Source organism: Bradyrhizobium sp. CCGB20, assembly GCF_024199855.1.
Lineage (GTDB): Bacteria > Pseudomonadota > Alphaproteobacteria > Rhizobiales > Xanthobacteraceae > Bradyrhizobium.
The window spans coordinates 2,650,672-2,674,068 of sequence record NZ_JANADN010000001.1 but is presented as its reverse complement, the minus strand read 5'-3'; the positions used below and the strand labels follow the sequence as shown (position 1 = coordinate 2,674,068).

The window sequence follows — 23,397 nt, the reverse complement described above, 5'->3', positions numbered from 1 at the left end:
CATCAGGCCATAGACCGGCGTTCATGGATAGGGGGCACTCAGGCTGCGTTCCGACGGCGCCCGAGCGGGAGGTCGCAACACCGCCCGGTGCGCTATCTTCCCGCACCCATGAGAATTTTCGATGGCCCCCCTCGGACTATTGATTTGAACAGTTCCAATTTGCCGGACACATTGTTCCCTGAGTCCAATCGGTGGATTGGGCCAATCAGGGGACTTGCGATGGCAAACCTAACAATCAACGGAAAAACCTTTACGCTCGACGTCGAGCCGGATACGCCGCTGCTGTGGGCGATCCGCGAGAATGCCGGCCTGACCGGCACCAAATATGGCTGCGGCATTGCGCAATGCGGCGCCTGCACCGTCCACATGGACGGCGTCGCCATCCGCTCCTGCGGCGTTTCGGTCAGCGAGGCCGAAGGCAAGAAGATCACCACGATCGAGGGGCTCGCGTCGGGCGACACGCTGCACAAGGTGCAGAAGGCCTGGATCGCCCAGGACGTTCCGCAATGCGGCTATTGTCAGAGCGGCATGATCATGGCCGTGGCGGCGCTGCTGAGCGAGAAGCCGAAGCCGACCGACGCCGATATCGACGAGGCCATCACCAATATCTGCCGCTGCGGCACCTTCCAGCAGGTGCGCGAAGCGATCCACACGATCGCCAGCGCGTAAGGAGCCGCCCATGAACAAGCATGTTTCTCCCCGGATGAACCGCCGCGCCTTCGTCATCGGCACCGCCGCCGTGGGCACCGGCCTCGCCATCGGCTTCGACCTGCCCTTCGGCGGCCCCGCCGTGGTCCGCGCAGCCGACGGCTCGCCCGAGGTCAACGCCTGGGTCGTGGTCAGGCCCGACGACACCGTGGTGATCCGCATCGCCCGCTCCGAAATGGGCCAGGGCTCGCTCACCGGCCTCGCCCAGCTCGTCGCCGAGGAGCTGGAATGCGACTGGACCAAGGTCACGACCGAATATCCGACCCCCGGCCAGAGCGTCGCCCGCAAGCGCGTCTGGGGCGATTTCTCGACCGGCGGCAGCCGCGGCATCCGCTCCTCGCAGGACTATGTCCGCAAGGGCGGCGCTACCGCACGCGTGATGCTGATCCAGGCCGCGGCCGACGAATGGAAAGTGCCGGCCTCGGAATGCACCGTTGCCAAGGGCGTCATCACCCACAAGGCGTCGGGCAAGACGACGACTTACGGCAAGGTCGCCGAAGCCGCGGCAAAGCTGACGCCGCCGGCCGAGGTCAAGCTGAAGGACCCCAAGGACTGGACCATCGCGGGCAAGGGCCTGCTGCGGCTCGACACCGCCGACAAGACCACCGGCACGATGATCTACGGCGTCGACGTCAAGCTGCCGGGCATGTTGAATGCCGCGATCAAGGACTGTCCGGTGTTCGGCGGCAAGCTGAAGAGCTATGACGAGGCCAAGATCGCCGGCATGAAAGGCGTCAAGAAGGTCGTCAAGGTCGGCGATACCGCGGTCGCGGTCGTTGCCGACACCTGGTGGCGCGCCAAGACCGCGCTGGAAGCACTTCCGATCGTCTGGGACGAGGGCGAGAACGCCAAGGTCTCGAGCGAGTCGATTGCGAAGTGGCTGGCCGAGGGCCTCGACGACGCGCAACCGGCCTATGTCGGCAACAAGAACGGTGACGCCAAGGCGGCGATTGCCGGCGCCGCCAAGAAGGTCGAAGCCGTCTACAGCTATCCCTACCAGAACCACGCCACCATGGAGCCGATGAACGCCACCGCGGTCTACACGGCTGACAAGTGCGAGGTCTGGTGCGGCACGCAGAACGGCGAAGCAGCCTTCGCGGCGGTGCTGGAGGCGTCCGGCCTGCCGGCGGAGAAGTGCGACGTGCACAAGGTGATGCCCGGCGGCGGCTTCGGCCGGCGCGGCCAGACCGACTACGTCCGCCAGGCGGTCATGATCGCCAAGCAGATGCCGGGTACGCCGATCAAGCTGTTGTGGTCGCGCGAAGAGGACATGGCGCACGGTCGGTATCACCCGATCACCCAGTGCAAGATGACCGGCGCGTTCGATGCCAACAACAATCTGATCGCGCTGCACTACCGCCTGTCCGGGCAGTCGATCCTGTTCTCGCTGCGCCCCGAAGCGCTGCAAAACGGCATGGACCCGGCCGCATTCCAGGGCGTCGCGCAATCAGGCGAGGCCGCGTTCGGCTACTCGGTGCCGAACCTTCTGGTCGAGCATGCGATGCGCAACCCGCACGTTCCGCCCGGCTTCTGGCGCGGCGTGAACGTCAATCACAACGCGATCTACATGGAGTGCTTCATGGACGAGCTGGCCCAGGCCGCAGGCCAGGACCCGCTCGAATTCCGCCGCAAGCTGATGGGCAATCATCCCAAGCATCTGGCGGTGCTCAATGCCGTGGCCGAGAAGATCGGCTGGGACAAGCCCGCGCCGAAGGGCGTCTATCGCGGCATTGCGCAGGTCATGGGCTATGGCAGCTATGTCGCCGGCGCTGCCGAAATCTCGGTGACCGACGGCAACAAGATCAAGGTCCATCGCATCGTCGCCTCCACCGATCCCGGCTACGTCGTCAATCCGGCGCAGGTGGAACGGCAGATCGCGGGCTCCTTCGTCTACGGCCTCTCCGCGCTGTTCTACGGCGGCTGCACCGTCAAGGACGGCAAGATCGAGCAAACCAACTTCGACACCTACAACTCGATGCGCATCAACGAGATGCCGAAGGTGGAATCGGTGATGGTGCCGAGCGGCGGGTTCTGGGGCGGCGTCGGCGAGCCGACCATCGGCGTTGCGGCGCCGGCGGTGCTCAACGCCTATTTCGCGGCGACGGGCAAACGCATCCGCTCGGTGCCGCTGCGCGACCAGAACATCACCTTCGCCTAAAAGAGCGCCGCGGCGGCCACAATGGCCGCCGCGGCAATTTTCCGGACAAGACACATGAATGTGCCGGTGACGCGGCGGAATGCCGTCCTCGGCATCACCGTCGCGGCTACATCCCTCGCCATCCCTTCGATCCTGCGCGCGCAATCGGCGGGCCGCGTCGTCGTGGTCGGCGGCGGCTTTGGCGGCGCGGCCTGCGCCCGCGCGCTCAAGCGCACGCAGGGAGACTTGCAAGTCATCCTGATCGAACCCAATGCGGTCTACACTTCTTGCCCGTTCAGCAACGAGGTCATCGCGGGCCTGCGCGAGATCGAGGCGCAGCAGTTCAGCTATGACAAGCTCGCCGCCGAGGGCGTCACCGTGATCAGCCAGACTGTCACCACAATCGAGCCGCAGCTGCGCAGCGTCATGACGGCCGATGGCGTTGCGCTGCCTTTCGACCGCCTCGTGCTGTCGCCCGGCATCGACTTTCATTTCGAGGGCCTGCCCGGCTACGACGAGGCCGCATCGGAGAAGATGCCGCACGCCTGGAAGGCCGGCGCGCAGACAATGTTGCTGCGACGACAATTGGAAGCAATGGCGGACGGCGGCACGGTCGCCATTGCGATCCCCGCCAATCCCTCGCGCTGTCCGCCGGCGCCTTACGAGCGGGCCAGCCTGATCGCGCATTACCTGAAGACGAAGAAGCCGCGCTCGAAGGTGCTGATCCTCGATGCCAAGGACAGTTTCTCGCAGCAGCGGCTATTCGAGAAGGCGTGGAAAGAGCTTTACGGCGACATGATCGAGCGCGTGGCGCTATCGCAAGGCGGCCGCGTCACTTCGGTCGATCCGGCGACCCGGACCATCGTCACAGAGTTCGGTAACTACGCGCCTGATGTCGCCAACATCATCCCGCCGCAGCGCGCCGGGCGCGTTGCCGAGATCGCGGGCGCTACGGATGCGACCGGCTGGTGTCCGATCGATCCCGTGACCTTCGAGTCAAAACGCGTCAAGAACATCCACGTCATCGGCGACGCCTGCCTCGGCGGCGGCATCCCCAAATCGGCATCGGCCGCGAGCGCGCAGGGCAAGGCTTGCGCCGCCGCCATCGTCAACCTGTTCGCGGGCCGCGCACCGGAGGCGCCGCGACTGACCGGCGTCTGCTACAACACCGTCGCGCCCGGTTACGGCTTCTCCCTCGCGGGCAACTACCAGCCCAGGGGCGACATCTTTGCCGAGGTCGAGGGCGGCGCGACGAGCCCGGTCGACGCACCGCGCGAACTGCGCGCCCGCGAGGCCGCCGAGGCGGAACGCTGGTTTCAAACCATTGCGGCGGACACCTTTGGCTAGGGCATCCCTCCATATTGCGGCGCTGATCGCCGCCAGCCTTGCCTGCGCTGCGAGCGCGGACGAGCTTGTGCCCTACAAGGTCACCGGCGATGGCATTGCCGAGTCGCTCACCGCTGCGCCCGGCGATGCGGCGCGCGGCCGCGCGCTGGTGCTCGCGCGCGCGACCACGTGCATCCTCTGCCATTCCGGCCCCTTCCCGGAAACGCGGTTCCAGGGCGACCTCGCGCCCGATCTCGCCGGCGCCGGGAACCGCTGGACGGCGAGCCAGTTGCGGCTCCGGCTGGTCGATGCGTCGCGCTTCAACCCGGAGACCATCATGCCGTCCTATTATCGCAACGACGGCCTGGTGCGCGTCGGGCGCAATTTCGCCGGCAAGCCGATATTGTCGGCCTCGGAGATCGAGGACATCGTGGCCTTTCTTGCAACGCTTCGGGACTAGGTGCATGCCAACCACGCGACGACAATTCCTGAGCCTTGCCGGAGGCGTCACGGCCGCCGGGACGATCCCGATCGTCACGCTGCGGCCGCTCGAGGCAACGCCGGCGATGCTCACCACGGCGATCCGCAACGTCGTCGGCGAAGCGCCCATACGCAACGGCAGGGTGAAGCTCGACATTCCGCCGCTGGTCGAGAACGGCAACACGGTGCCGATGACGGTGAGCGTCGCAAGTCCGATGACGGCGGACGACTACGTCAAGAGCATCCACGTCTTCAACGAGAAGAACCCGCAGCCGAACATCGGCAATTTCCATCTCACTTCGTCCTCCGGACGCGCCCAGGTCTCGACCCGGATCCGGCTCGCCGACACCCAGAAGGTGGTGGCAATCGCGCGCCTGTCCGACGACACGTTCTGGCAGGTCGCCGCCGATGTCGTCGTGACGCTCGCCGCCTGCACCGAGGAGATGAACTGATGGCCGCGCTCATCAACGTTCCCTCGAAGGCCAAGCGCGGCGACATCATCGAGATCCGCACGCTGACCTCGCACATCATGGAGACCGGCTTCCGCCACACCGCGGACGGCGCGCTGGTGCCGCGCGACATCATCACGAGCTTTTCGTGCCGCTACAACGGCACCGAGATCTTTCGCGCTGATCTGTTTCCGGCGATTGCGGCCAACCCGTATTTGTCTTTCTTCACGGTCGCGAAGGAGAGCGGCAAGTTCGAGTTTGAATGGATCGGCGACAACGGCTATTCGTCAACCGCGTCCGCATCGATCACGGTCGAATGACCATTTGGCGCGCGATAGCGGCAGCAACGCTGCTCGCCACGGCCCCTGTCCTGCTCGCCGGTGAAATCCCGCCCGATGCGCGCCGGTCCGGCTATTCCTTCATGGGCCCTGATACCCGCGCCATGCAGGATGACGACACGTCCAATCCCGGCATGCTGTTCGTGCTCGACGGCGAGGCGCTCTGGACGAAGAAGGCCGGCAGTGCCGACAAGGCCTGCGCGGATTGCCATGGCGATGCACGCAGCAGCATGAAGGGCGTCGCGGCACGCTATCCAGCCTTCGACAAGGCACTGGCGCGTCCCGTCACGCTCGACCAGCGCATCAATTCTTGTCGCGTAGATCATCAGCAGGCGACGGCCCTCCCCTACGAAAGCCGCGACCTCCTGGCGCTGTCCGCCTTCGTCGCCCACCAGTCCCGCGGCGTCGCGATCACCGCCGGCGATGATCCGCAGCTAAAACCCTTTGTCGAACAGGGCCGCGACCTCTTCATGCAGCGCGAGGGCCAGCTCAACCTCGCCTGCACCAATTGCCACGACGACAATTTCGACAAGCGTCTTGCGGGCGCGCCGATCACGCAGGGGCAGCCGACCGGCTATCCGCTCTACCGCCTTGAGTGGCAGACGCTGGGGTCGATCGAGCGCCGGTTGCGCAGTTGCATGACCGGCGTCCGCGCCCAGGCCTATGATTACGGCTCGCCCGAACTGGTCGCGCTCGAACTTTTCCTGATGTCGCGGGCGCACGGCCTGCCGATGGAAGCGCCGGCCGTGCGTCCCTGAGTCCTCAAGATTAGGACTAGGCAGGCGTGGCGCGGCCGCTAGTATCGCTTCCAAAGAAAATGACTCTAAGGGAGGGACTTGAAGTGGCCAACCACAACATCTCGCGCCGTACGCTGTTGACAGGCACCGCCGCGGCCGGCGCGCTCAGCCTGACCGGATTGCCGGCGCGCGCCGAGGTCAACTGGAAGAAATATGCCGGGACCAAGCTGGAGGTGATCCTCGCCAAGGGTCCGCGCGGCGACAACCTGCAAAAGAACATCAAGGAGTTCACCGAGCTCACCGGCATCCAGGTCGAATCCGAACAGATCCCCGAGCAGCAGCAGCGCCAGAAAGTGGTGATCGAGCTGACCTCGGGCCGGCCGAGCTTCGACGTCGTCCATCTCAGCTATCACGTGCAGAAGCGGCAGTTCGAGAAAGCCGGCTGGCTCGCCGACATGACGCCCTTCATGAAGGATCCGGCGCTGACCGCGCCCGATCTCGTCGAGAGCGATTTCTCGGCCGCCGGCCTGCAATACGCCAAGAACGACAAGGGCCAGATGCTGTCGCTGCCCTGGTCGGTCGACTATTTCATCCTCTATTACAACAAGGAGCTGTTCCAGAAGAAGGGCGTCGCCGTCCCCAAGACCCTCGACGAGATGGTCGTGGCCGCCGAAAAACTCACCGACACCAAGGAAGGTACCTACGGCTTCGTCGGGCGCGGCCTGCGCAACGCCAACATGACGTTGTGGACCAACTTCTTCCTCAACTATGGCGGCGAATTCCTCGACGCCAAGGGCAACATCCTCACCGACGGCCCGGAGGCGGTCGCGGCGACAAAGCTCTATCAGACGCTGCTGACCAAGGTCGCTCCGCCCGGCGTCGCCGGCTTCAACTGGATGGAGTCGATGGCCTCGTTCACGCAAGGCCGCTCCGCGATGTGGATCGACGGCGTCGGCTGGGCGCCGCCGCTGGAGGATCCGGCCGCTTCGCGTGTCGTCGGCAAGGTCGGCTACACAGTGGTCCCTGCCGGACCGAAGGGCCAGTACTCGGCCACCTATGGCGACGGCATCGGCATTGCCGCGGCGAGCAAGAACAAGGAAGCCGCCTATCTGCTCTGCCAGTGGGTGGTCTCAAAGAAACAGGGCGCCCGGCTGCTGCAGGCCGGCGGCGGCGTGCCCTTCCGCAACTCGATCCTGAACGACACCGAAGTCCAGAGCGGCGTGAAGATGCCCAAGGAGTGGCTGCAGTCAGTGATCGACTCCGCCAAGATCAGCAAGCTCGGCCTTCCCGTGATCATCCCGGTCGCCGAATTCCGCGATCTTGTCGGCGCTGCAATCACCTCGACACTCGCAGGCACCGACCCTGCTACGGAGTTGAAGAAGGCCCACGACCAGTTTCGGCCGATCCTGGAGCGTAGCGAAAAAGCGTGAGTGCGTTGACACAGTCGACTCCGGCCGCGGCACAATCGGGTGCCGCGCCGGAGAAGGAGTTGCGGCCGCCGTCCTACTGGCCGTTCGTGGTGCCGGCGCTGGTCGTCGTACTCGCGATCATCATCTTCCCGTGGGTCTTCACCATCTGGATGAGCCTGAACGAATGGAAGGTCGGCTCGCCGACCACCTTCGTCGGGTTCTCAAACTATCTGCGGCTGACCAGCGATCCCCGTTTTCTCGAAGCGGTCGGCCATACGCTGGTCTACACGGCGCTGTCGGTGGTGCTGCCGCTGGTCCTCGGCACGCTCTCGGCGGTGGTGTTTCACCAGAAATTCGCCGGCCGCGGTTTTCTGCGCGGTGTCTTCATCATGCCGATGATGGCAACGCCCGTGGCGATCGCGCTGGTCTGGACCATGATGTTCCATCCGCAGCTCGGCGTGCTGAACTATTTGCTGTCGCTGGTCGGAATCCCCGCGCAGCTCTGGGTCTTCCACCCCGCAACCGTCATTCCCTCGCTGGTGCTGGTCGAGACCTGGCAATGGACGCCGCTGGTCATGCTGATCGTGCTCGGCGGCCTCGCCGCGATCCCGACCGAGCCTTATGAAAGCGCGCAGATCGACGGCGCCAGCTTCTGGCAGGTGTTCCGCTTCATCACGCTGCCGCTGATCATGCCGTTCCTGTTCATCGCCGGCATGATCCGCATGATCGACGCGGTGAAGAGTTTCGACATCATCTTCGCGATCACACAAGGAGGACCGGGCTCGGCATCGGAGACGATCAACATCTACCTCTACAGCGTCGCCTTCACCTATTACGACCTCGGCTACGGCTCGGCGATCGCCGTGGTGTTCTTCCTCCTCATCGTCGCCCTCGCAGCGGTGATGCTCTATGCCCGCCAGCGCATGTTGTGGACCGAGATCGCGAGGGGCGCATGAGCCAAATCAACCTGCGTCAGATCATCGGCAGGATCGGCCTGTGGCTTTCGGTGTTCATCATCGTGTCGCCGGCGATCCTGTTCTTCCTCTGGATGGCCTCGCTGTCGCTCAAGTTCGAGGTCGACAATGCCGCTTACCCGCCGGTGTTCATCCCCGAGCGTTTCGCCTGGAAGAACTATGCCGACGTGCTCGCCTCCAACCGCTTCCTGACCTATTTCATCAACAGCCTGATCGTGACGGGCAGCGCGACGTTTCTGGCGCTGATTGTCGGCGTACCCGCCGGCTACGGCATCGCGCGCATGGCCGCGCACAAATCCGCGATCGTGATCCTGATCGCCCGCATCACACCAGGCCTGTCCTATTTGATCCCGCTGTTCCTGCTGTTCCAGTGGCTCGGCTTGCTCGGCACGCTGGTGCCGCAGATCATCATCCATCTCGTGGTGACGGTGCCGATCGTGATCTGGATCATGATCGGCTATTTCGAGACGACGCCGATGGAGCTGGAGGAAGCCGCCCTCATCGACGGCGCGGGCCGCTGGCAGGTCTTTCGTCACGTCGCGCTTCCGATCGCCAAGCCCGGCATCGCGGTCGCCTTCATCCTCGCCGTGATCTTCTCCTGGAACAATTTTGTGTTCGGCATCGTGCTGGCGGGGCGCGAGACCCGCACCTTGCCCGTCGCCGTCTACAACATGATCTCGTTCGACCAGCTGAGCTGGGGCCCGCTGGCGGCGGCGGCACTGATCGTCACCTTCCCGGTGCTGCTGCTGACGGTGCTGGCCCAGCGGCAGATCGTCGCCGGGCTCACGGCGGGAGCGGTCAAGGGCGGGTAAATTCCGCGCCGGAAGTCTCCCCCGACAAGTGCGCCTGCGCCCCCTCGCGGAAGTAGCCCTAGTCCAGCAGCGTCCTCATATGCTTTGATGCGTGGGGCAGGAACTGAGACACATGGGTGCCCTGATGTACATGTTCGTTCGAAAGTACACCAAGGTTCGTTCGGTTGCGGATGCTGCTCGCCGCGCCAAAAGCGGCATCGGTCACATCCTAAGGGAATCGCCCGGCTTCAGATCTTATTATGTACTGGATGGAGGCGAAGGCGTCGGCGTCGCTGTGATGATATTCAAGGATCGCGAAAGCGCCAATGCGGCGAACGACAAAGTGCTGGATTTCGTTAAGGCAAGCCTGCACGACCTCGACCTTGGAGACCCCGAGATCATAGCCGGGGAAGTTTTGGTGAGTATGGAATCCAACGCGTAATTGTTGGCCGACGCAGAATGCGGACGGGCGACGCGACGCCGCCCGTCCGCAGACTTCTGTTGACCCGGCCTACTCCGCCGGTGCGGCGTGCATCTCCGGATGCGCGGCATATGGTTCGCCGGCGCCGAGCTTGCTCGCCGCGAACAGGCCGGCCGCCATCGCGGCGTAAGCGAGCGCCACCGCAGGCGTGACACCGAAGCCGCCGCCGATACCCACCGCTTCGCCGTGCATGAAGCCGAAATAGGTGAGCACCGCACCGACGAGCGCGAAGGCGGATGCCTTCTCGAAGTCGCGTTCGATGATGAAGACACCGATCGCGCCCAGGATGAGGCCGCCGAGGATAGAGCCGCCACCCATCACCTCCAACCCGTGATAGAACACGCCCTGCTGCGGCAGTGCGGCGATCGCAGCGGCCTTGACTGCGTCTGCCTTGTCGGCAGCGAGACCACCGATCGATGTTGCCGCCATCATGGTCGAACCCAGCATGGTGTCGATCTGCAGCTTCGCCCAGGCGGCGAGATGCGGGGTCAGTGCCAGCACGATCGCGGGCGCGTGCTTGACCGGCGTGGTCTGGAACGCCTGCGCGCCGATCAGCATGCCGATGTAGAGCAGGATCGGCGAGATCGCGACGACGGGCACGAGCGCCAGCAGCACCGAGATGATGCCGAACCAGGCCAGCACCACCACCATGATGCCGGTCGCAGCCGAATAGCCGATGCGGCCTCCCATGGCCTTCCAGCCGGGATGGCCGATATAGACGGCATTGATGAAGGGATTGCCCATCAGGCAGCCGATCAGGCTGACGACACCGTCGGCGGTAAGCACGCGCGTGGTCGGATATTCGTCGCCGGCCGCTTCCGCACTTTCGACATTGTCCATGGCCTCGACGAGGTCATAGATGCCGAACGGAATGGCGGTGACCAGGATGATGCCAAGGAATTCGAAGCCGGAGAAGACGTAGCCCACGGCCGGGATCGGCACCGAGAAACCAAAATTGGCGAAGGCAGCGCCGACGCCCGCGATGCTCAATCCGCCGAGGCCGAGCCCGAACAGGTTGGAGCCCCAGGCGATGATCATGCCGGCCGCGATGGCGACGAGACCTGCGGGAATGCCGCGCCAGTACTTCACGCCGCCGAACCAGCTCAGCAGAATGATGGCGAAGCAGACGAGGCCGATCTGCGGCGTCATGTACATTTCCAGCGCCGGCCGCATCGAGATGAAGGTGACGGAGACGCCGGCGAGCGTGCCGAGCAGCGCCGCGCGCGGCGTGATCCTGCGGATGAATGGCGCGATGAAGCCGCCGATCATCAGGATAAAACTCTGGAAGAACACCCAGACCAGGCCCGCGGACCAGCCCTTGAGCGGGTCACCGGTCTTGATCGTGATCGGCAGCATGATCACGAAGGTGACGATGAACATGTGCGGCACGCTGACGCCTGATGGAAGCGCGCAGACATCGTTGCGGCCGGTCTTCTGCGCGAGGCGATAGGCGAGATAGGCGTAGTAGAAGGTGGAGAGGCACATCATCAGCCCGAGCGCGGGCAGGATGCGGCCGAACACGAGACTATCGGGCATCTTCAGGACGAAGCGCAGCAGGCCCGTGAGCACCAGCATGTTGACGAGGATGTTGGTGCCGAAGCCGAAGAACGCGTTCCAGTCGCCCGATGTCCATAGTGCCGGCTTGAACTCGGATTTGCCGGCCATCCCCGTCAATGTGCTCATGATGTTACCCCTGTGTGGTCGAAACCTGCATTGCCTCCAAGACAGCGGCTGAGCTCGCGACCCAGCCGAAGATGCCGCCCTGGGCCTTGATCATCTTCAGGCCCATCTCGTGAAACTCGGGGAAGTAGGATGCGCAGCCGTCCGAGATGACGACGCAGCGATAGCCGCGGTCATTGGCCTCGCGCACGGTGGTATTGACGCACACTTCGGTGGTGACGCCACACACCAGCAAATTCTCGATGCCGTATTTCTCTAGCACATCCGTGAGCTCGGTGGCGTAGAACGCACCCTTGCCGGGCTTGTCGATCACGACTTCGCTGTCGAGCGGATAAAGCTCGGGAATGATGTCGTGGCCGGCCTCGCCGCGAATGAGGATGCGCCCCATCGGGCCGGGATCGCCGATGCGCAAGGATGGCGCGCCGCGCTCGACCTTTGCCGGCGGCGCGTCGGAGAGATCGGGCAGATGCCCCTCGCGGGTGTGGATCACCAGCATGCCGGTGTCGCGCGCCGCCTTCAGCACCGCGCCGATCGGCTTCACCGCGCGCGCGAGCTGGCTGACGTCGTTGCCGAGCGTCTCACCGAAGCCGCCGGGCTCCATGAAGTCGCGCTGCATGTCGATGATGAGAAGCGCGGTCGACGACCAGTCGAGCCTGATCGGCTCGGGCTCGGCGCTGATGACGCCCAGTGTCGGCTTGCTTGAGTTCAACATGACGCCCGCCCCTCGCGAGAACTCGCTTTACGAGGAGTTCTGCAAGCGCCGTGCCATTGTGTACAATTGCGGTGGGGCGCAGGTAGCGCGGGAATTCGTTGCGTAGTCAGAAGGTTACGTCGGCGATCGACGTCTGCTTATTCCCTGTGCGACGGCTTTGCGACGTGCATTTGCCCAAAGGATGAGCGGCTATAAAGCTCGCTTCTTAGCGGCCAGTATCTCCATACAGCTGGCGATACTCTTCCTCATACCGCGCGTACGACTCCTTCAGCGTCGCCATGTTGAGCAGCATGGTCGCGACCACCCTGCCCGTCTTGTCGAACACGCGCGTCCTCATCCAGGCGCTTTCAGTGCGGCGGCTGCCGGAGAGCGCGACAACCTCACGCTCGACGTCGTACGCCTCATCGACAAAGAGCGGACCCTTGATCAGCCTGATCTCCTGGTCGGCGAACAGGCCGACCGCCGGACCCTTCGTGGGCAACGGCTCGTCCTTGGAGCGGTACTGGAACAGCACGCTCAGCATCTCCATAGGGATGACGGCCCTGCCCCACGGATTGTCCGCGCTGGAATAATAAGGCGAGTTCTCGGTGATGACGGCGAGCTTTTGCCGGAGGGAGAACGGATAGAGGTCGCCCATGTTCTGGTCGAACGCCATCCGCACCGTCTGCCGCTTGCTCGTCTGCGCCACCTTGACGTCGCGGAGGATCACGGGATCGGCGAGCGGCTTGAGCTCGCCGAGGCGCGCCTCGAGCGCGGTTGCGGCCTGCGGTTCGCCGACCGAGGCCGTGCCCCGCAGCACCTCGGTGCCGTCGCGCTTGACGATCTGGATCTGGCACTGGCTCGTGCCGGGCAGCGGTTCGACAGGATCGCCTGCACCTCCTCGCCTTCGTAACAGACGCTGCGGTAATGCGCGGAGAGGCATCCGCTCTCGAACCAGGCCTGTCCCCACAGCCGCGCACCGAGCGGGGCGAACTGGCTGAAATGTGTCGGACCCTCGATGGTGCCGCCCTTGAAGCCGAGCTTCTGCGCGGTCGTGTCATCGTGGATCGACGCATGCGCATCGTAAGTTTGCGCTTGCAGCATCTGGCGCGGCTGGCGCCACGGCCCGATCAGCGCCTCGGCGGTCTCGGTGATCGCGGTGTCGAATGCGTTTGCGGCCATGATGTTCTCCACTGGAAGCCATGACTAGCAGGAGCGCCACGGATGCGGCCAGCGATATTGACTTCGCCCGTGCATGCTTTTGACTGTCACAATTCGCGCCGCGCCGCCGCTATCCCTCCCGCAGCGCAAACCCCACGCCGAGCAAGAGACGAGGACTCCTGAAATGACGCTGATGCAGGTCGAGCTGGACGACAAATACCGGCTCGAATCGAAGCGGATCTTCCTGTCCGGCACGCAGGCTTTGGTCCGCCTGCCCATGTTGCAGCGCGAACGCGACCGGCTCCAGGGGCTCAACACCGGCGGCTTCATCTCGGGCTATCGCGGTTCCCCGCTCGGAATGTACGACCACGCGCTGTGGCGCGCGAAGGCGCACCTCCAGCAGCACGACATCGCCTTCGTTCCCGGACTGAACGAGGATCTGGCTGCGACCGCGGTCTGGGGCAGCCAGCAGGTCGGCCTGTTTCCCGGCGCCAAGGTCGATGGCGTGTTCGGCATTTGGTACGGCAAGGGCCCCGGTGTCGACCGCTCGGTCGATGCGCTCAAGCATGCCAACGCGGCCGGCACCTCGCTCAATGGCGGCGTACTGGCGCTCGCCGGCGACGACCACGGCTGCCAGTCCTCGACCCTGGCGCATCAGAGCGAGCAGGTGTTCGCGGCGGCGCTGATCCCGGTGATCAACCCGGCAACGCTCCAGGACTATCTCGATCTCGGCCTCTACGGCTTTGCGCTGTCGCGCTTCTCCGGCTGCTGGGTCGGCTTCAAGGCGATCAGCGAGACCGTCGAGAGCTCGGCCTCGATTGACAGCGATCCCGAGCGCATCAAGATCCTGCTCCCCGACGATTTCGAGATGCCGCCCGGCGGCCTCAACATCCGCTGGCCCGATCCGCCACTGGAGGCGGAGAAGCGCCTGTTCGGCCCGAAGATGGCCGCGGTGCAGGCCTTCGCCCGCGCCAACAAGCTCGACCGCATCGTGCTCGATTCAAAGCCGGCCCGGCTCGGCATCGTCGCGACCGGCAAGGCCTATCTCGATCTGCGCCAGGCGCTGGCAGACCTCGGCATTACCGACAAGGACGCGCAGGACCTCGGCCTTCGCATCTACAAGGTCGCGATGACCTGGCCGCTGGAGGAAAGCGGCGCGAAGCGCTTTGCGGAAGGCCTTCAGGACGTGCTGGTGGTCGAGGAGAAGCGCGGCTTCATCGAAGACCAGCTGATGCGCATCCTCTACAACATCGATGCGTCCAAGCGTCCGACCGTCACCGGCAAGCGGGACGAGCGCGGCGCACCGCTGCTGCCGAGCGAGGGCGAGCTGACGCCGACCATCGTCGCGGGGGCGCTGGTGGCGCGCTTGCGCAAGCTCGGCCATCACAGCCCGGTGCTGGAGCAGCGCCTCGCCCGGCTGGAGGCCTTTGACGCTCCCGTCACCACGAGCACGCAGATCAAGCTCGCGCGCACGCCGTTCTTTTGCTCGGGCTGCCCACACAATTCCTCGACGCGGGTGCCCGAAGGCAGCCGCGCCATGGCCGGCATCGGCTGCCACGGCATGGCCCTGAGCATGCCGACCCGCCGCACCGATCTGATCTCGCACATGGGCGCCGAGGGCGTGAACTGGATCGGACAGTCGCCCTTCACTACCGAGCAGCACATTTTCCAAAATCTCGGCGACGGCACCTACACCCATTCCGGGCTTCTTGCCCTTCGCGCGGCATCGGCCGCCGGCATCAACATCACCTACAAGATCCTCTACAACGACGCCGTCGCGATGACCGGCGGCCAGCCGGCCGAGGGCGCCTTCAACGTCGCGCAGATCGCGCATCAGGTCTGGGCCGAAGGCGTCAAGCGGCTCGCGATCGTCTCCGACGATCCGGGCAAATACCCGCAAGGAAATTACTTCCCGCAAGGTGCCACCATCCATCACCGCCGCGAGCTCGATGCCGTGCAGCGTGAGCTGCGCGACATCAAGGGCCTCACGGTCGTGATCTACGACCAGACCTGCGCCGCGGAAAAGCGCCGCCGCCGCAAGCGCGGGCTCTATCCCGATCCTGCCAAGCGCGCCTTCATCAACGAGCTGGTCTGCGAAGGCTGCGGCGATTGCTCGCAGGCCTCCAACTGCGTCTCGGTGCAGCCGCTGGAAACCGAGTTCGGCCGCAAGCGCCAGATCGACCAATCGAACTGCAACAAGGACTTTTCCTGCGTCGAGGGCTTCTGCCCGAGCTTCGTCACCGTGCATGGCGGCACGCTCAAGCGCATGAAGACCTCGGCGGTCGATTCCGGGCAATTGTTCGCCGATCTGCCGCTGCCGCCTGCCCGCGAGCTGGATGCGCCGTACAACATCCTCGTCACCGGCATCGGCGGCACCGGCGTCATCACCATCGGCGCGCTGCTCGGCATGGCGGCCCATGTCGACGGCCGCGGCTGCTCGGCGCTGGATTTCACCGGCCTGTCGCAGAAGAACGGTGCGGTGATGAGCCATGTCCGCATCGCAGCGAAGCCCGAGGACATTTCCGCGGTGCGCATCACCACTGGCGGCGCCGACGTCATCCTCGGCTGTGACATGATCGTCTCGGCCGGCCCAACCGCGCTCAGCCGCGCCGAGCGCGGCGTGACCAAGGCCTATATCAACGCCGACCTGCAGCCGACCGCCAGCTTCGTACAGAATCCCGACCTCGACTTCGAGATGGGCACGATGCAGACTGTGCTGCGCGACGCCGTCGGCGACAAGAACCTCGACATCATCGACGCCACCGGCATCGCCTCGGCGCTGATGGGCGACAGCATCGCGACCAATCCCTTCATGCTCGGCTTCGCCTTCCAGAAGGGCGCGATCCCGCTGTCGCTGGAGGCGCTGCTGCGCGCCATCGAGATCAACGGCGCCGCGATCGAGATGAACAAGCTCGCCTTCACCTGGGGCCGCCTCGCCGCCCACGACATGTCGCGGGTCCGCAGCGTGCTCCAGTTCAAGAGCCGGGCCTCCGCACCGACGAAGTCGCTCGACGACGTCGTCGCCACGCGCGCCGAGTTCCTGACCGGCTATCAGGACAAGGCTTATGCCGACCGCTATCTCGCGGCCGTGGCCAAGGTGCGCAAGGCGGAGAACGCCGCCTCGCCCGCCTCCAAAGAGCTGACCGAAGCCGTTGCAAAGAACCTGTTCAAGTTGATGTCCTACAAGGACGAGTACGAGGTCGCGCGGCTCTACACGGACGGGAGCTTCGCGAAAAAGGTGTCGGAGAAGTTCGACGGCGACTTCACGCTGAAGTACCACCTCGCGCCGCCGATCTTCGCCCAGCGCGACAAGACCACCGGGCATCTCCAGAAGAAGGAGTTCGGCGGCTGGATGCTCCACGCCTTCCGCGTGCTGGCCAAGCTGAAGTTCCTGCGCGGCGGCGCGTTCGACCCGTTTGGCCGCACCGAGGAACGGCGGACCGAGCGGAAGCTGGTCGCGGATTATCTGGCGATGATCGATCAGCGGATGGCCGGGCTGAAGGCGGAGCAGATCCCGATGCTGGCGCGGCTTGCGCGGGTGCCCGAGACGATCCGCGGCTTCGGCCACGTCAAGGAAGCCAACATCAAGCTGGCGGCAGCCGAGAAGGCGCGGCTGGAAGCGGAATTGGAGAACAGCCGCTTTGCCGCGGCGGCGGAGTAGCGGTTAGACGCCCGCTCTCTCCACACGTCATTGCGAGGAGCCCTTGCGACGAAGCAATCCAGACTGCCGCCTCGGCGGGATTTCTGGATTGCTTCGCTGCGCTCGCAATGACGAGGTTGTGGGACGGCCGGGCCACACACCCGGTGTCATCGCCCGGCTTGACCGGGCGATCCAGTACTCCGAGACGGTTGTGGTTCAATCGATAGGCCGCGGCGTACTGGATGCCCCGCTTTCGCGGGGCATGACAGTGGTGAGGATGGCTAGACCGACGTCGTGGCGACGCTCGGCGTCGTCGGCGCTTCGATCCCCTCCGCCAGATGCCTCCCCGCAATATACCCGAACGTCAGCGCCGGCCCGAGCGTGATCCCCGGGCCGGGATAGTTGCCGTTCATGATCGAGCCCATGTCGTTGCCGCAGGCATAGAGGCCGACAATCGGCGTGCCGTCCTCGCGCAGCACGCGTCCTTGCGCATCCACCTTCATGCCGATCGCGGTGCCGAGATCGGCCGGATAGATGCGCATCGCGAAGAACGGTGCGCCGAGGATCGGCGCGACGCAGGGATTGGGCTTGTGAGCGGCGTCGCCGAGATGACGCTGATAGATGGTGCTGCCGCGGCCGAATTCGGGATCACGCCCCTCTTTCGCATCGACGTTGTAGCTCGCAATCGTCGCGGTAAGCACGGATGGCTTAATGCTGATCTTCGCTGCAAGCTGCGCGATGTCAGGCGCCTCGATCAACTCACCGCTCGCCACATAGCGCCGCACGCCACGCGTGAATGGCCTGATGCGGCCAAGGCCGTAGCTCCACAGGAACGGGCGGTCGCAGATCAGATAGAATGGCCGGTCCGGCTCGCCATTGCCGTCGCGCAGCATGGCGAGCACGAACTCGTGGTACGACAGCGCTTCGTTGACGAAGCGCCGGCCCGCAGCATTGACGGCGATCACGCCGGGCTTGGCGCGATCGGTGACCGTATGCGGGAACACGCCACGGCTTCCGTCAGCACGGCTGAACAGCGAGGCGGGCACCCAATAGGCCGGGCTCGTCGCCTCCGTGTTGAGCACGGCACCGGCCGTGGCCGCAAGCCGAAGCCCGTCGCCTGTACCCGACGTGCTTGTCGCCGAGACGAAACCAGCCGCAGGCGGGAAGAAGCGTTTGCGCAAGGTCGCGTCGTGCGAGAAGCCGCCGGTTGCGACCACCACACCGCGTCGCGCGGCGATCGGGCGATCGCGCGAGCCATGGCGAATGACGACACCGCTGACGCGATCGCCCTGCATCGACAAGTCGTCGACGTCCGCGCTGAAGAGGATTTCGACCTGCCGCGCCAGCAGCGACGCATAGAGCCGCGCGGCGAGCGCATTGCCGAGATGCAGCGTCGTCCCGCGCGGGCTGCGCAGCCGCTGCCAAGCGTATTCCGAGACGAGCCGCGCCGCGCGCAGGGTCGATTGCAGCGACTTTCCGACCCCGCGCAGATGCGGAATGTCGAGACGATTGACCATCATCCCGCCGAACAGCGTGAACTCCGGCAGCGGCGCGCGCAGCCGCGCGAAATGCGCGCCCAGCCGCCGACCGTCGAACGCGACCGGCTCCAGCACGCGTCCGCCTGATGTCGCGCCCAGCCGCTCCGGATAATAATCCGGATAGGTTTTCACCGGCTGGAGGCGCAGCTCCGTGTTGGCTTCGAGCCAGGTGACCGCCTCTGGCCCCCGCGCAAGGAAGGCGGCGCGCAAGCCGGCATTGGCGGGCTCGGGTACCGTGCCTGAGAGATAGCGGACGGCGTCCGTGATGCTGTCGGACAGCCCCGCCTCCTTCATCTTGGGATTGGCGGGGATCCAGACCATGCCGCCGGACCAGGCCGTGGTGCCGCCGACGAACGCGGTCTTCTCGATCACCAGGACGCGCAGGCCTTCAGCAGCCGCAACGGCCGCAGCCGTCATGCCGCCGGCGCCCGCGCCGATGACAATGACGTCGTAGGTCTCGTGTGCCGGAATCATGCGGCAAGGGTCCGGAGGCGAGGCATGACACCGTCATACCCCGCCTCGCCTGCCCAATGCTAGCGGGCCGGCTTGCGCTCGATCGGGTCGATGTCGATCGCGCGCAGGCGGCCGAGCCGCAGCACGTCCATGGCGAGCCGCCGGCCGATCCGGTCGCGGTCGAGCACGCGGATCAGATCGTCGACGCCGTTGATCTCGACGCCGTCCAGCTTGATGACGACGTCGCCGGGTAGCAAGCCCGCCTTCGCCGCCGGACCACCGGGCTCGATCTGCATCAGCAGCGCGCCCATCTTGTTCTCGACGCCGGCCAGCACCGCATGCCGCCGCGGGACCGGCGCGGTCTGTCCGGCCACGCCGACATAGGCGCGGCGGACATAGCCGTGGCGGATGATCTCCGACAGCACGAACTGCGCGGTGTTGCTGGCGACCGCGAAGCAGATGCCCTGCGCGCCATTGATGATGGCGGTGTTGATGCCGATCACCTCGGCATTCGACGACACCAGCGGCCCGCCGGAATTGCCGGGATTGAGCGCGGCATCGGTCTGGATCACGTCCTCGATGGTGCGCCCGCTCACCGAGCGGATGGAGCGCCCCAGCGCCGAGACCACGCCGGCGGTCACGGTCGATTCGAAACCGAGCGGATTGCCGATCGCAATCACCAGCTGGCCGCGGCGCAGGGTCTTGGAGTTGCCGAGCGCGGCATAGGGCAAGTCGCGCACGCCGTTGGCGCGCAGCAGCGCCAGATCCGTGTCGGGATCGACACCGAGCACCCGGGCATCGCCGACATGTCCCTCGACGTCCCGTAGCCGGATCTCTTTGGAGGCACCGACCACATGGCTGTTGGTGAGCACGAGCCCGTCCGGCGAGATCACGATGCCCGAGCCGAGCCCACCGCGCTCGCGGCCGTTCGGCACTTTCGGCCCGGTCTCGACGCGCACGACCGCAGGGCCGACGCGGTCGGTGACGTCGATCACGGCATTGGAATAGGCGTCCAGCAAGGCCCGGTCATCGACCGGGGCAGCAGGCGTCGTTCGCGATGACACGGTGTCATCGGCGATATCTGATGTGAAATCCAGCATGGCAATAGTCCTTGAGGCTCACACAGATGGTGGCCTGTTCCGTCCCGCGCAAGGGACCCGCCTGGGGCGCAAGGCTGGACTGCCCAGGTGGCTAGGGCGCCCGCCGCAGCGTGCCGGCCCTCTCCCTGACCGGGTCGAGCAGCGACCAGTCGCCATCCGGGAGCACATAGCCTTGGGGGAACGGCGCGCGCAACTCGAGCCCGAGCGAACGCAGCACGCGGTCGTCGCGGTAGTAGCATTGCAGCACCACGCGAACGAGCGTCGCGGCCGCCGCGCCGCCGTGCTTGCGAAACTCCTGCGCCACAGCATCGCGCCTCGCGGCATCGAGCTCAGCGAGCGGCTGACCTGCGAGCCGCGCCAGATGGTCCAGCGCCGCCGTCACCAATTTGGCGTCGCGGCCGAGCGTTGCAAGGATATCGGCCTGGATCGCGGGATCGTCGGCGCCGGGCACCTTGTACTCGTCGCTGGCGGGCACGATCATTGCTGCGACGGTGCGGAGGTCGTCGCGTTGAGTACGCGTGAGTTGATGACTTTCAAACATGACGGCCTCAATCGAACAAGTTGGCGAGACGCTGCTTCATCTGGTCGGCGATGTAGAGCGCGAGGGCCTGGATGGTCGAGGTCGGGTTGACGCCGCCCGAGGTGACGAAGATGCTGCCGTCGACGATGAAGAGGTTCTTCACGTCATGCGTGCGGCCCCATTCGTTGACGACGGAGCGTTCGGGATCGGTGCCCATCCGCGCGGTGCCGAGCAGATGCCAGCCGCCCCACGGGATCGGCGAGTTGACGCAGATGTCGGTCGCCCCCGCCGTCTCGAGAATCTCCCGCCCGCGCGCCAGCGCATGCTCCATCATCTTCCGGCTGTTCTCGCTGATGGTGTAGTTGATCTTCGGCGCGGGAATGCCGTGGCTGTCCTTCAGCACCGGATCGAGCGTGACCTGATTGTGCTCCTCCGGCAGATCCTCGCAGATCGCCGAGAAACCCAGCCGGTGGCCATTGAGCTTGCGGAAGACGCGGTGGTGATCCTCGCCCCAGGGCAGGATGCCCTTCTGCTCGCTGACGACAGCCTCGAACACCGGCCCGGCGCCGCGCACGAACTGGACGCCATAGCCGCGCACGAATCCGCGCGACAGGTCGGTGTCATACCACTCCTTGCTCCACAGGCAGGTCGGCGGGGCGCGGTTGCTATCGGTCGGCTCCTTCACGTAGCCGTAGATCTGCGCATAGGGGTGGAACATCAGATTCTTGCCGACGAGGCCCGACGAATTGGCAAGGCCGTTGGGGAAACGATCAGATTTCGAGTTGAGCAGCAGGCGTGGCGTGCCGACGCCGTTGCAGGCGATGATCACGACATGCGCCGGCTGGAATTGCTCGACGCCATCCTTGTCGTAATAGACGACGCCAGAGGCCATGCCGTTCTCGTCGGTGGTGATCTCGCGCACCCGGCAATGCGTGCGCAGCTCGACGCCGGCGCGGACCGCATGCGGCCAATAAGTGATGTCGGTCGATGATTTCGCACCCTGCGCGCAGGCGGGGGTGCAATGGCCGAGATTGATGCAGCGTGCGCGGCCCTCATAATCCATCGTCGCGACGGTCGTGTCCGACGGCCACCAGTGCCAGCCGAGCGTGTTCATGGCCTTGCCGATGATCGCGCCCGTCAATCCCATCGGCTGCTGCGGCATCGGCGGATGCGTCAGGGGCGACAGCGGATCGCCCGATAGTCCCGACGTGCCCATGATGCGGTCGTTCTCTTCGAAGAAGGGGGTCAGCGCGTCGTAGTCGATCGGCCAGTCGTCAGCGACGCCGTCGAGCGTCTTTACCTTGAAATCGGAGGGATGCAGCCGCGGCCAGTGCGCGGTGTACATCACCGTCGAGCCGCCGACCGCGTTGTAGTTGACGACCTTGATCGGCGAATTGTCGTCGTTGATCGGATAGTCCTCGGGACGGCCGCGGACGTTCGGACTCGACGACCACTCGCCGTAGAACTTGGCCTCCCAGTCGCGGCCCGTGCTGGGGTATTCCGCCGGGTTCATCCAGCCGCCCTGCTCCAGGCAGAGGATGTGCATCTTGGTTTCGGCCAGCGACCACGCCACCGCCGCGCCTGAAGCGCCGGCGCCGATGATCAGGACGTCCACGGGCTCTTTCATCGAAGCTTCTTCCTCCCGCCCTCGCCGCTTCAAGGGCGATTCGGCCTGCGCAGGCTTGTTTATCGTGCCGAACGATAGGGGCAGACCGGCCGAAGAGTAAAGGCTGGCGCGGGAATGTCGCACTTCGCTGGGCGCAGACCATTGGTATCGCGACGTCCGGATGCTAGGAACGAGGCGCCTGAGCCATCGATAGCGAGAAGTTATGTCCTTTGGGAATTTATTTGCCGCCGCCCGCGCTTTCGCGCTTGTTTCGTTTCTCGCTCTGTCCGGGTTTCTGGCTTCCGGACCTGCCTCCGCGCTAACGGCGGCTGCGACCGTCCGGGACGCCAATTCGATCCAGCTCGGCGACGTCACCTACCGCCTCGACGGCGTCGACGCGCCCGAGCTGGACCAGGTCTGCATCGACGATCACGCCGATCCCTGGACCTGCGGCGTCGAGGCCCGCGACCAGCTGGCGAAGCTGATCAACAAACGCACCGTGCGCTGTGACGATGTCGGTCCGGAAAAGAGTTTTGGCAAACGCCACCGCGCGATCTGCACGGCCGAGGGCGACAAGGTCACGTTGAACGAGCAGTTGGTCAAGCTTGGCTATGCCATCGCCCGCGAACCGATCAAGGCGAACGTCAAGCCCGCCGCGACCGAAGCCAAAACCGCCTCAGCCGGCATTTGGAAGGGCTGCTTTGTTGCACCGCAAGAGTTCCGCACGGGCAAGAAGGACGGCGCGCTGCTGGGCGCCGCCTGCCGCGCCGACCGCGACAAGGAAATCCGCGCGGTGCTGTTTCCGGACGAGCTGACGATGCCGCCGAACTGCAGCATCAAGGGCAAGCTCGCCGTGCGCGCACGCGTCACCGGCAATATCGGCATCTATCATCTCAGGGGCTGCCCGAGCTATCCCGCGACCACCAAGCCGGACCGCTGGTTCTGCTCGGAGGACGACGCGCAGGCCGCCGGCTTCCGCAAGGCCTACAATTGCCGCCGGCCCAAATGAGGACGCCCGTCACGGTGATGTGACCGGTAGCCGGAGACAGTATTGATCCGGAATTGAACTCTATCCGGAGTTGCTACACCTATATGTGTACGCAAGCGCTTTGCGCGAGCGTTCCTTGGCAGCAATCCGGCTTTGGCCGATTGCCTTGCTCGGGCGTTTCCTCCCTAGA

19 protein-coding genes and 1 pseudogene are annotated in these 23,397 nt (G+C 65.2%); 13 read left to right on the top strand and 7 right to left on the bottom strand.

Annotated elements, in window-relative coordinates; all coding sequences use genetic code 11:
* The first annotated feature begins 219 nt into the window (after nt 1–219).
* The 11 genes from NLM15_RS12430 (at nt 220) to NLM15_RS12380 (ending at nt 9,791) form a co-directional block, all read left to right on the top strand.
* Entirely contained in the window at nt 220–669 is a 450-nt protein-coding gene (locus NLM15_RS12430) for a (2Fe-2S)-binding protein (protein WP_254117230.1), read from the top strand.
* A 10-nt stretch (nt 670–679) separates the two neighbouring features.
* On the top strand, nt 680–2,866 hold the full coding sequence (locus NLM15_RS12425; RefSeq protein ID WP_254117229.1) for a molybdopterin cofactor-binding domain-containing protein: 2,187 nt from the start codon (nt 680–682) through the stop codon (nt 2,864–2,866).
* Between the two features lie 54 nt (nt 2,867–2,920).
* Complete coding sequence (locus tag NLM15_RS12420; RefSeq protein ID WP_254117228.1) at nt 2,921–4,192, top strand: NAD(P)/FAD-dependent oxidoreductase; 1,272 nt, start codon at nt 2,921–2,923, stop codon at nt 4,190–4,192.
* Nucleotides 4,185–4,631 carry a sulfur oxidation c-type cytochrome SoxX gene (gene soxX / locus NLM15_RS12415; RefSeq protein WP_254117227.1) on the top strand — a complete coding sequence of 149 codons (447 nt, stop codon included), beginning with the start codon at nt 4,185–4,187 and terminating at the stop codon, nt 4,629–4,631. The genes NLM15_RS12420 and soxX overlap by 8 nt, the downstream gene beginning before the upstream one ends.
* A gap of 4 nt (nt 4,632–4,635) precedes the next feature.
* Nucleotides 4,636–5,103: a SoxY-related AACIE arm protein gene (locus NLM15_RS12410; protein WP_254117226.1), complete on the top strand. Its 468-nt coding sequence runs from the start codon at nt 4,636–4,638 to the stop codon at nt 5,101–5,103.
* Nucleotides 5,103–5,420 (top strand): thiosulfate oxidation carrier complex protein SoxZ, encoded by a 318-nt coding sequence (gene soxZ, locus NLM15_RS12405; protein ID WP_254117225.1) that lies wholly within the window; start codon nt 5,103–5,105, stop codon nt 5,418–5,420. Before NLM15_RS12410 ends, soxZ begins: the two co-directional genes overlap by 1 nt.
* Nucleotides 5,417–6,196, top strand: coding sequence for a sulfur oxidation c-type cytochrome SoxA (gene soxA / locus NLM15_RS12400; RefSeq protein WP_254117224.1), 780 nt, complete (start codon nt 5,417–5,419; stop codon nt 6,194–6,196). Before soxZ ends, soxA begins: the two co-directional genes overlap by 4 nt.
* A gap of 59 nt (nt 6,197–6,255) precedes the next feature.
* Nucleotides 6,256–7,605 (top strand): ABC transporter substrate-binding protein, encoded by a 1,350-nt coding sequence (locus NLM15_RS12395; RefSeq protein ID WP_254117223.1) that lies wholly within the window; start codon nt 6,256–6,258, stop codon nt 7,603–7,605.
* The gene (locus tag NLM15_RS12390) at nt 7,602–8,540 is read left to right on the top strand and encodes a carbohydrate ABC transporter permease (RefSeq protein ID WP_254117222.1); all 939 of its coding nucleotides are present in this window, start codon (nt 7,602–7,604) and stop codon (nt 8,538–8,540) included. The genes NLM15_RS12395 and NLM15_RS12390 overlap by 4 nt, the downstream gene beginning before the upstream one ends.
* Nucleotides 8,537–9,370, top strand: coding sequence for a carbohydrate ABC transporter permease (locus NLM15_RS12385; RefSeq protein WP_256565429.1), 834 nt, complete (start codon nt 8,537–8,539; stop codon nt 9,368–9,370). The genes NLM15_RS12390 and NLM15_RS12385 overlap by 4 nt, the downstream gene beginning before the upstream one ends.
* A 124-nt stretch (nt 9,371–9,494) precedes the next feature.
* On the top strand, nt 9,495–9,791 hold the full coding sequence (locus NLM15_RS12380) for a hypothetical protein (RefSeq protein ID WP_254124218.1): 297 nt from the start codon (nt 9,495–9,497) through the stop codon (nt 9,789–9,791).
* Nucleotides 9,792–9,860: 69 nt separating this feature from the next.
* On the opposite strand, the gene NLM15_RS12375 is transcribed toward NLM15_RS12380, so the two are convergent.
* The 3 genes and pseudogenes from NLM15_RS12375 to NLM15_RS12365 all read right to left on the bottom strand — a co-directional run bounded on the left by NLM15_RS12375 (nt 9,861) and on the right by NLM15_RS12365 (nt 13,383).
* A complete protein-coding gene (locus tag NLM15_RS12375; RefSeq protein WP_254117221.1) occupies nt 9,861–11,513 on the bottom strand; it encodes a regulator in 1,653 nt (550 codons plus the stop codon).
* Between the two features lie 4 nt (nt 11,514–11,517).
* Nucleotides 11,518–12,222, bottom strand: coding sequence for a cysteine hydrolase family protein (locus NLM15_RS12370; protein WP_254117220.1), 705 nt, complete (start codon nt 12,220–12,222; stop codon nt 11,518–11,520).
* Between the two features lie 205 nt (nt 12,223–12,427).
* A pseudogene (locus NLM15_RS12365) lies at nt 12,428–13,383 on the bottom strand (hypothetical protein).
* Nucleotides 13,384–13,546: 163 nt separating this feature from the next.
* On the opposite strand from NLM15_RS12365, the gene NLM15_RS12360 reads away from it, so the two are divergent.
* Nucleotides 13,547–17,023 carry an indolepyruvate ferredoxin oxidoreductase family protein gene (locus NLM15_RS12360; RefSeq protein WP_254117219.1) on the top strand — a complete coding sequence of 1,159 codons (3,477 nt, stop codon included), beginning with the start codon at nt 13,547–13,549 and terminating at the stop codon, nt 17,021–17,023.
* A 260-nt stretch (nt 17,024–17,283) separates the two neighbouring features.
* Here the strand turns inward: NLM15_RS12360 and NLM15_RS12355 are convergent, their stop codons facing one another.
* The 4 genes from NLM15_RS12355 to NLM15_RS12340 form a co-directional block, all read right to left on the bottom strand.
* Entirely contained in the window at nt 17,284–19,014 is a 1,731-nt protein-coding gene (locus NLM15_RS12355) for an FAD-dependent oxidoreductase (RefSeq protein WP_254117218.1), read from the bottom strand.
* A gap of 59 nt (nt 19,015–19,073) precedes the next feature.
* Nucleotides 19,074–20,093 (bottom strand): S1C family serine protease, encoded by a 1,020-nt coding sequence (locus NLM15_RS12350; protein WP_254117217.1) that lies wholly within the window; start codon nt 20,091–20,093, stop codon nt 19,074–19,076.
* Between the two features lie 91 nt (nt 20,094–20,184).
* Nucleotides 20,185–20,634: a hypothetical protein gene (locus NLM15_RS12345; RefSeq protein WP_254117216.1), complete on the bottom strand. Its 450-nt coding sequence runs from the start codon at nt 20,632–20,634 to the stop codon at nt 20,185–20,187.
* 7 nt (nt 20,635–20,641) lie between these two features.
* Nucleotides 20,642–22,240 carry a GMC family oxidoreductase gene (locus NLM15_RS12340; RefSeq protein ID WP_254117215.1) on the bottom strand — a complete coding sequence of 533 codons (1,599 nt, stop codon included), beginning with the start codon at nt 22,238–22,240 and terminating at the stop codon, nt 20,642–20,644.
* A 202-nt stretch (nt 22,241–22,442) separates the two neighbouring features.
* On the opposite strand from NLM15_RS12340, the gene NLM15_RS12335 reads away from it, so the two are divergent.
* Nucleotides 22,443–23,228 carry a thermonuclease family protein gene (locus NLM15_RS12335; RefSeq protein WP_254117214.1) on the top strand — a complete coding sequence of 262 codons (786 nt, stop codon included), beginning with the start codon at nt 22,443–22,445 and terminating at the stop codon, nt 23,226–23,228.
* Nucleotides 23,229–23,397: the final 169 nt, after the last annotated feature.

Excerpts from the sequence above, each read along its gene's own strand:
- NLM15_RS12355 (WP_254117218.1), bottom strand. The coding sequence starts at position 19,014 with ATGATTCCGGCACACGAGACCTACGACGTCATTGTCATCGGCGCGGGC.
- NLM15_RS12425 (WP_254117229.1), top strand. The coding sequence starts at position 680 with ATGAACAAGCATGTTTCTCCCCGGATGAACCGCCGCGCCTTCGTCATC.
- NLM15_RS12420 (WP_254117228.1), top strand. The coding sequence starts at position 2,921 with ATGAATGTGCCGGTGACGCGGCGGAATGCCGTCCTCGGCATCACCGTC.
- NLM15_RS12345 (WP_254117216.1), bottom strand. The coding sequence starts at position 20,634 with ATGTTTGAAAGTCATCAACTCACGCGTACTCAACGCGACGACCTCCGC.
- NLM15_RS12370 (WP_254117220.1), bottom strand. The coding sequence starts at position 12,222 with ATGTTGAACTCAAGCAAGCCGACACTGGGCGTCATCAGCGCCGAGCCC.
- NLM15_RS12430 (WP_254117230.1), top strand. The coding sequence starts at position 220 with ATGGCAAACCTAACAATCAACGGAAAAACCTTTACGCTCGACGTCGAG.
- NLM15_RS12375 (WP_254117221.1), bottom strand. The coding sequence starts at position 11,513 with ATGAGCACATTGACGGGGATGGCCGGCAAATCCGAGTTCAAGCCGGCA.
- NLM15_RS12340 (WP_254117215.1), bottom strand. The coding sequence starts at position 22,240 with ATGAAAGAGCCCGTGGACGTCCTGATCATCGGCGCCGGCGCTTCAGGC.
- NLM15_RS12385 (WP_256565429.1), top strand. The coding sequence starts at position 8,537 with ATGAGCCAAATCAACCTGCGTCAGATCATCGGCAGGATCGGCCTGTGG.
- NLM15_RS12380 (WP_254124218.1), top strand. The coding sequence starts at position 9,495 with ATGTACATGTTCGTTCGAAAGTACACCAAGGTTCGTTCGGTTGCGGAT.
- NLM15_RS12335 (WP_254117214.1), top strand. The coding sequence starts at position 22,443 with ATGTCCTTTGGGAATTTATTTGCCGCCGCCCGCGCTTTCGCGCTTGTT.
- NLM15_RS12360 (WP_254117219.1), top strand. The coding sequence starts at position 13,547 with ATGACGCTGATGCAGGTCGAGCTGGACGACAAATACCGGCTCGAATCG.
- soxZ (WP_254117225.1), top strand. The coding sequence starts at position 5,103 with ATGGCCGCGCTCATCAACGTTCCCTCGAAGGCCAAGCGCGGCGACATC.
- NLM15_RS12350 (WP_254117217.1), bottom strand. The coding sequence starts at position 20,093 with ATGCTGGATTTCACATCAGATATCGCCGATGACACCGTGTCATCGCGA.
- soxA (WP_254117224.1), top strand. The coding sequence starts at position 5,417 with ATGACCATTTGGCGCGCGATAGCGGCAGCAACGCTGCTCGCCACGGCC.
- NLM15_RS12395 (WP_254117223.1), top strand. The coding sequence starts at position 6,256 with ATGACTCTAAGGGAGGGACTTGAAGTGGCCAACCACAACATCTCGCGC.
- NLM15_RS12410 (WP_254117226.1), top strand. The coding sequence starts at position 4,636 with ATGCCAACCACGCGACGACAATTCCTGAGCCTTGCCGGAGGCGTCACG.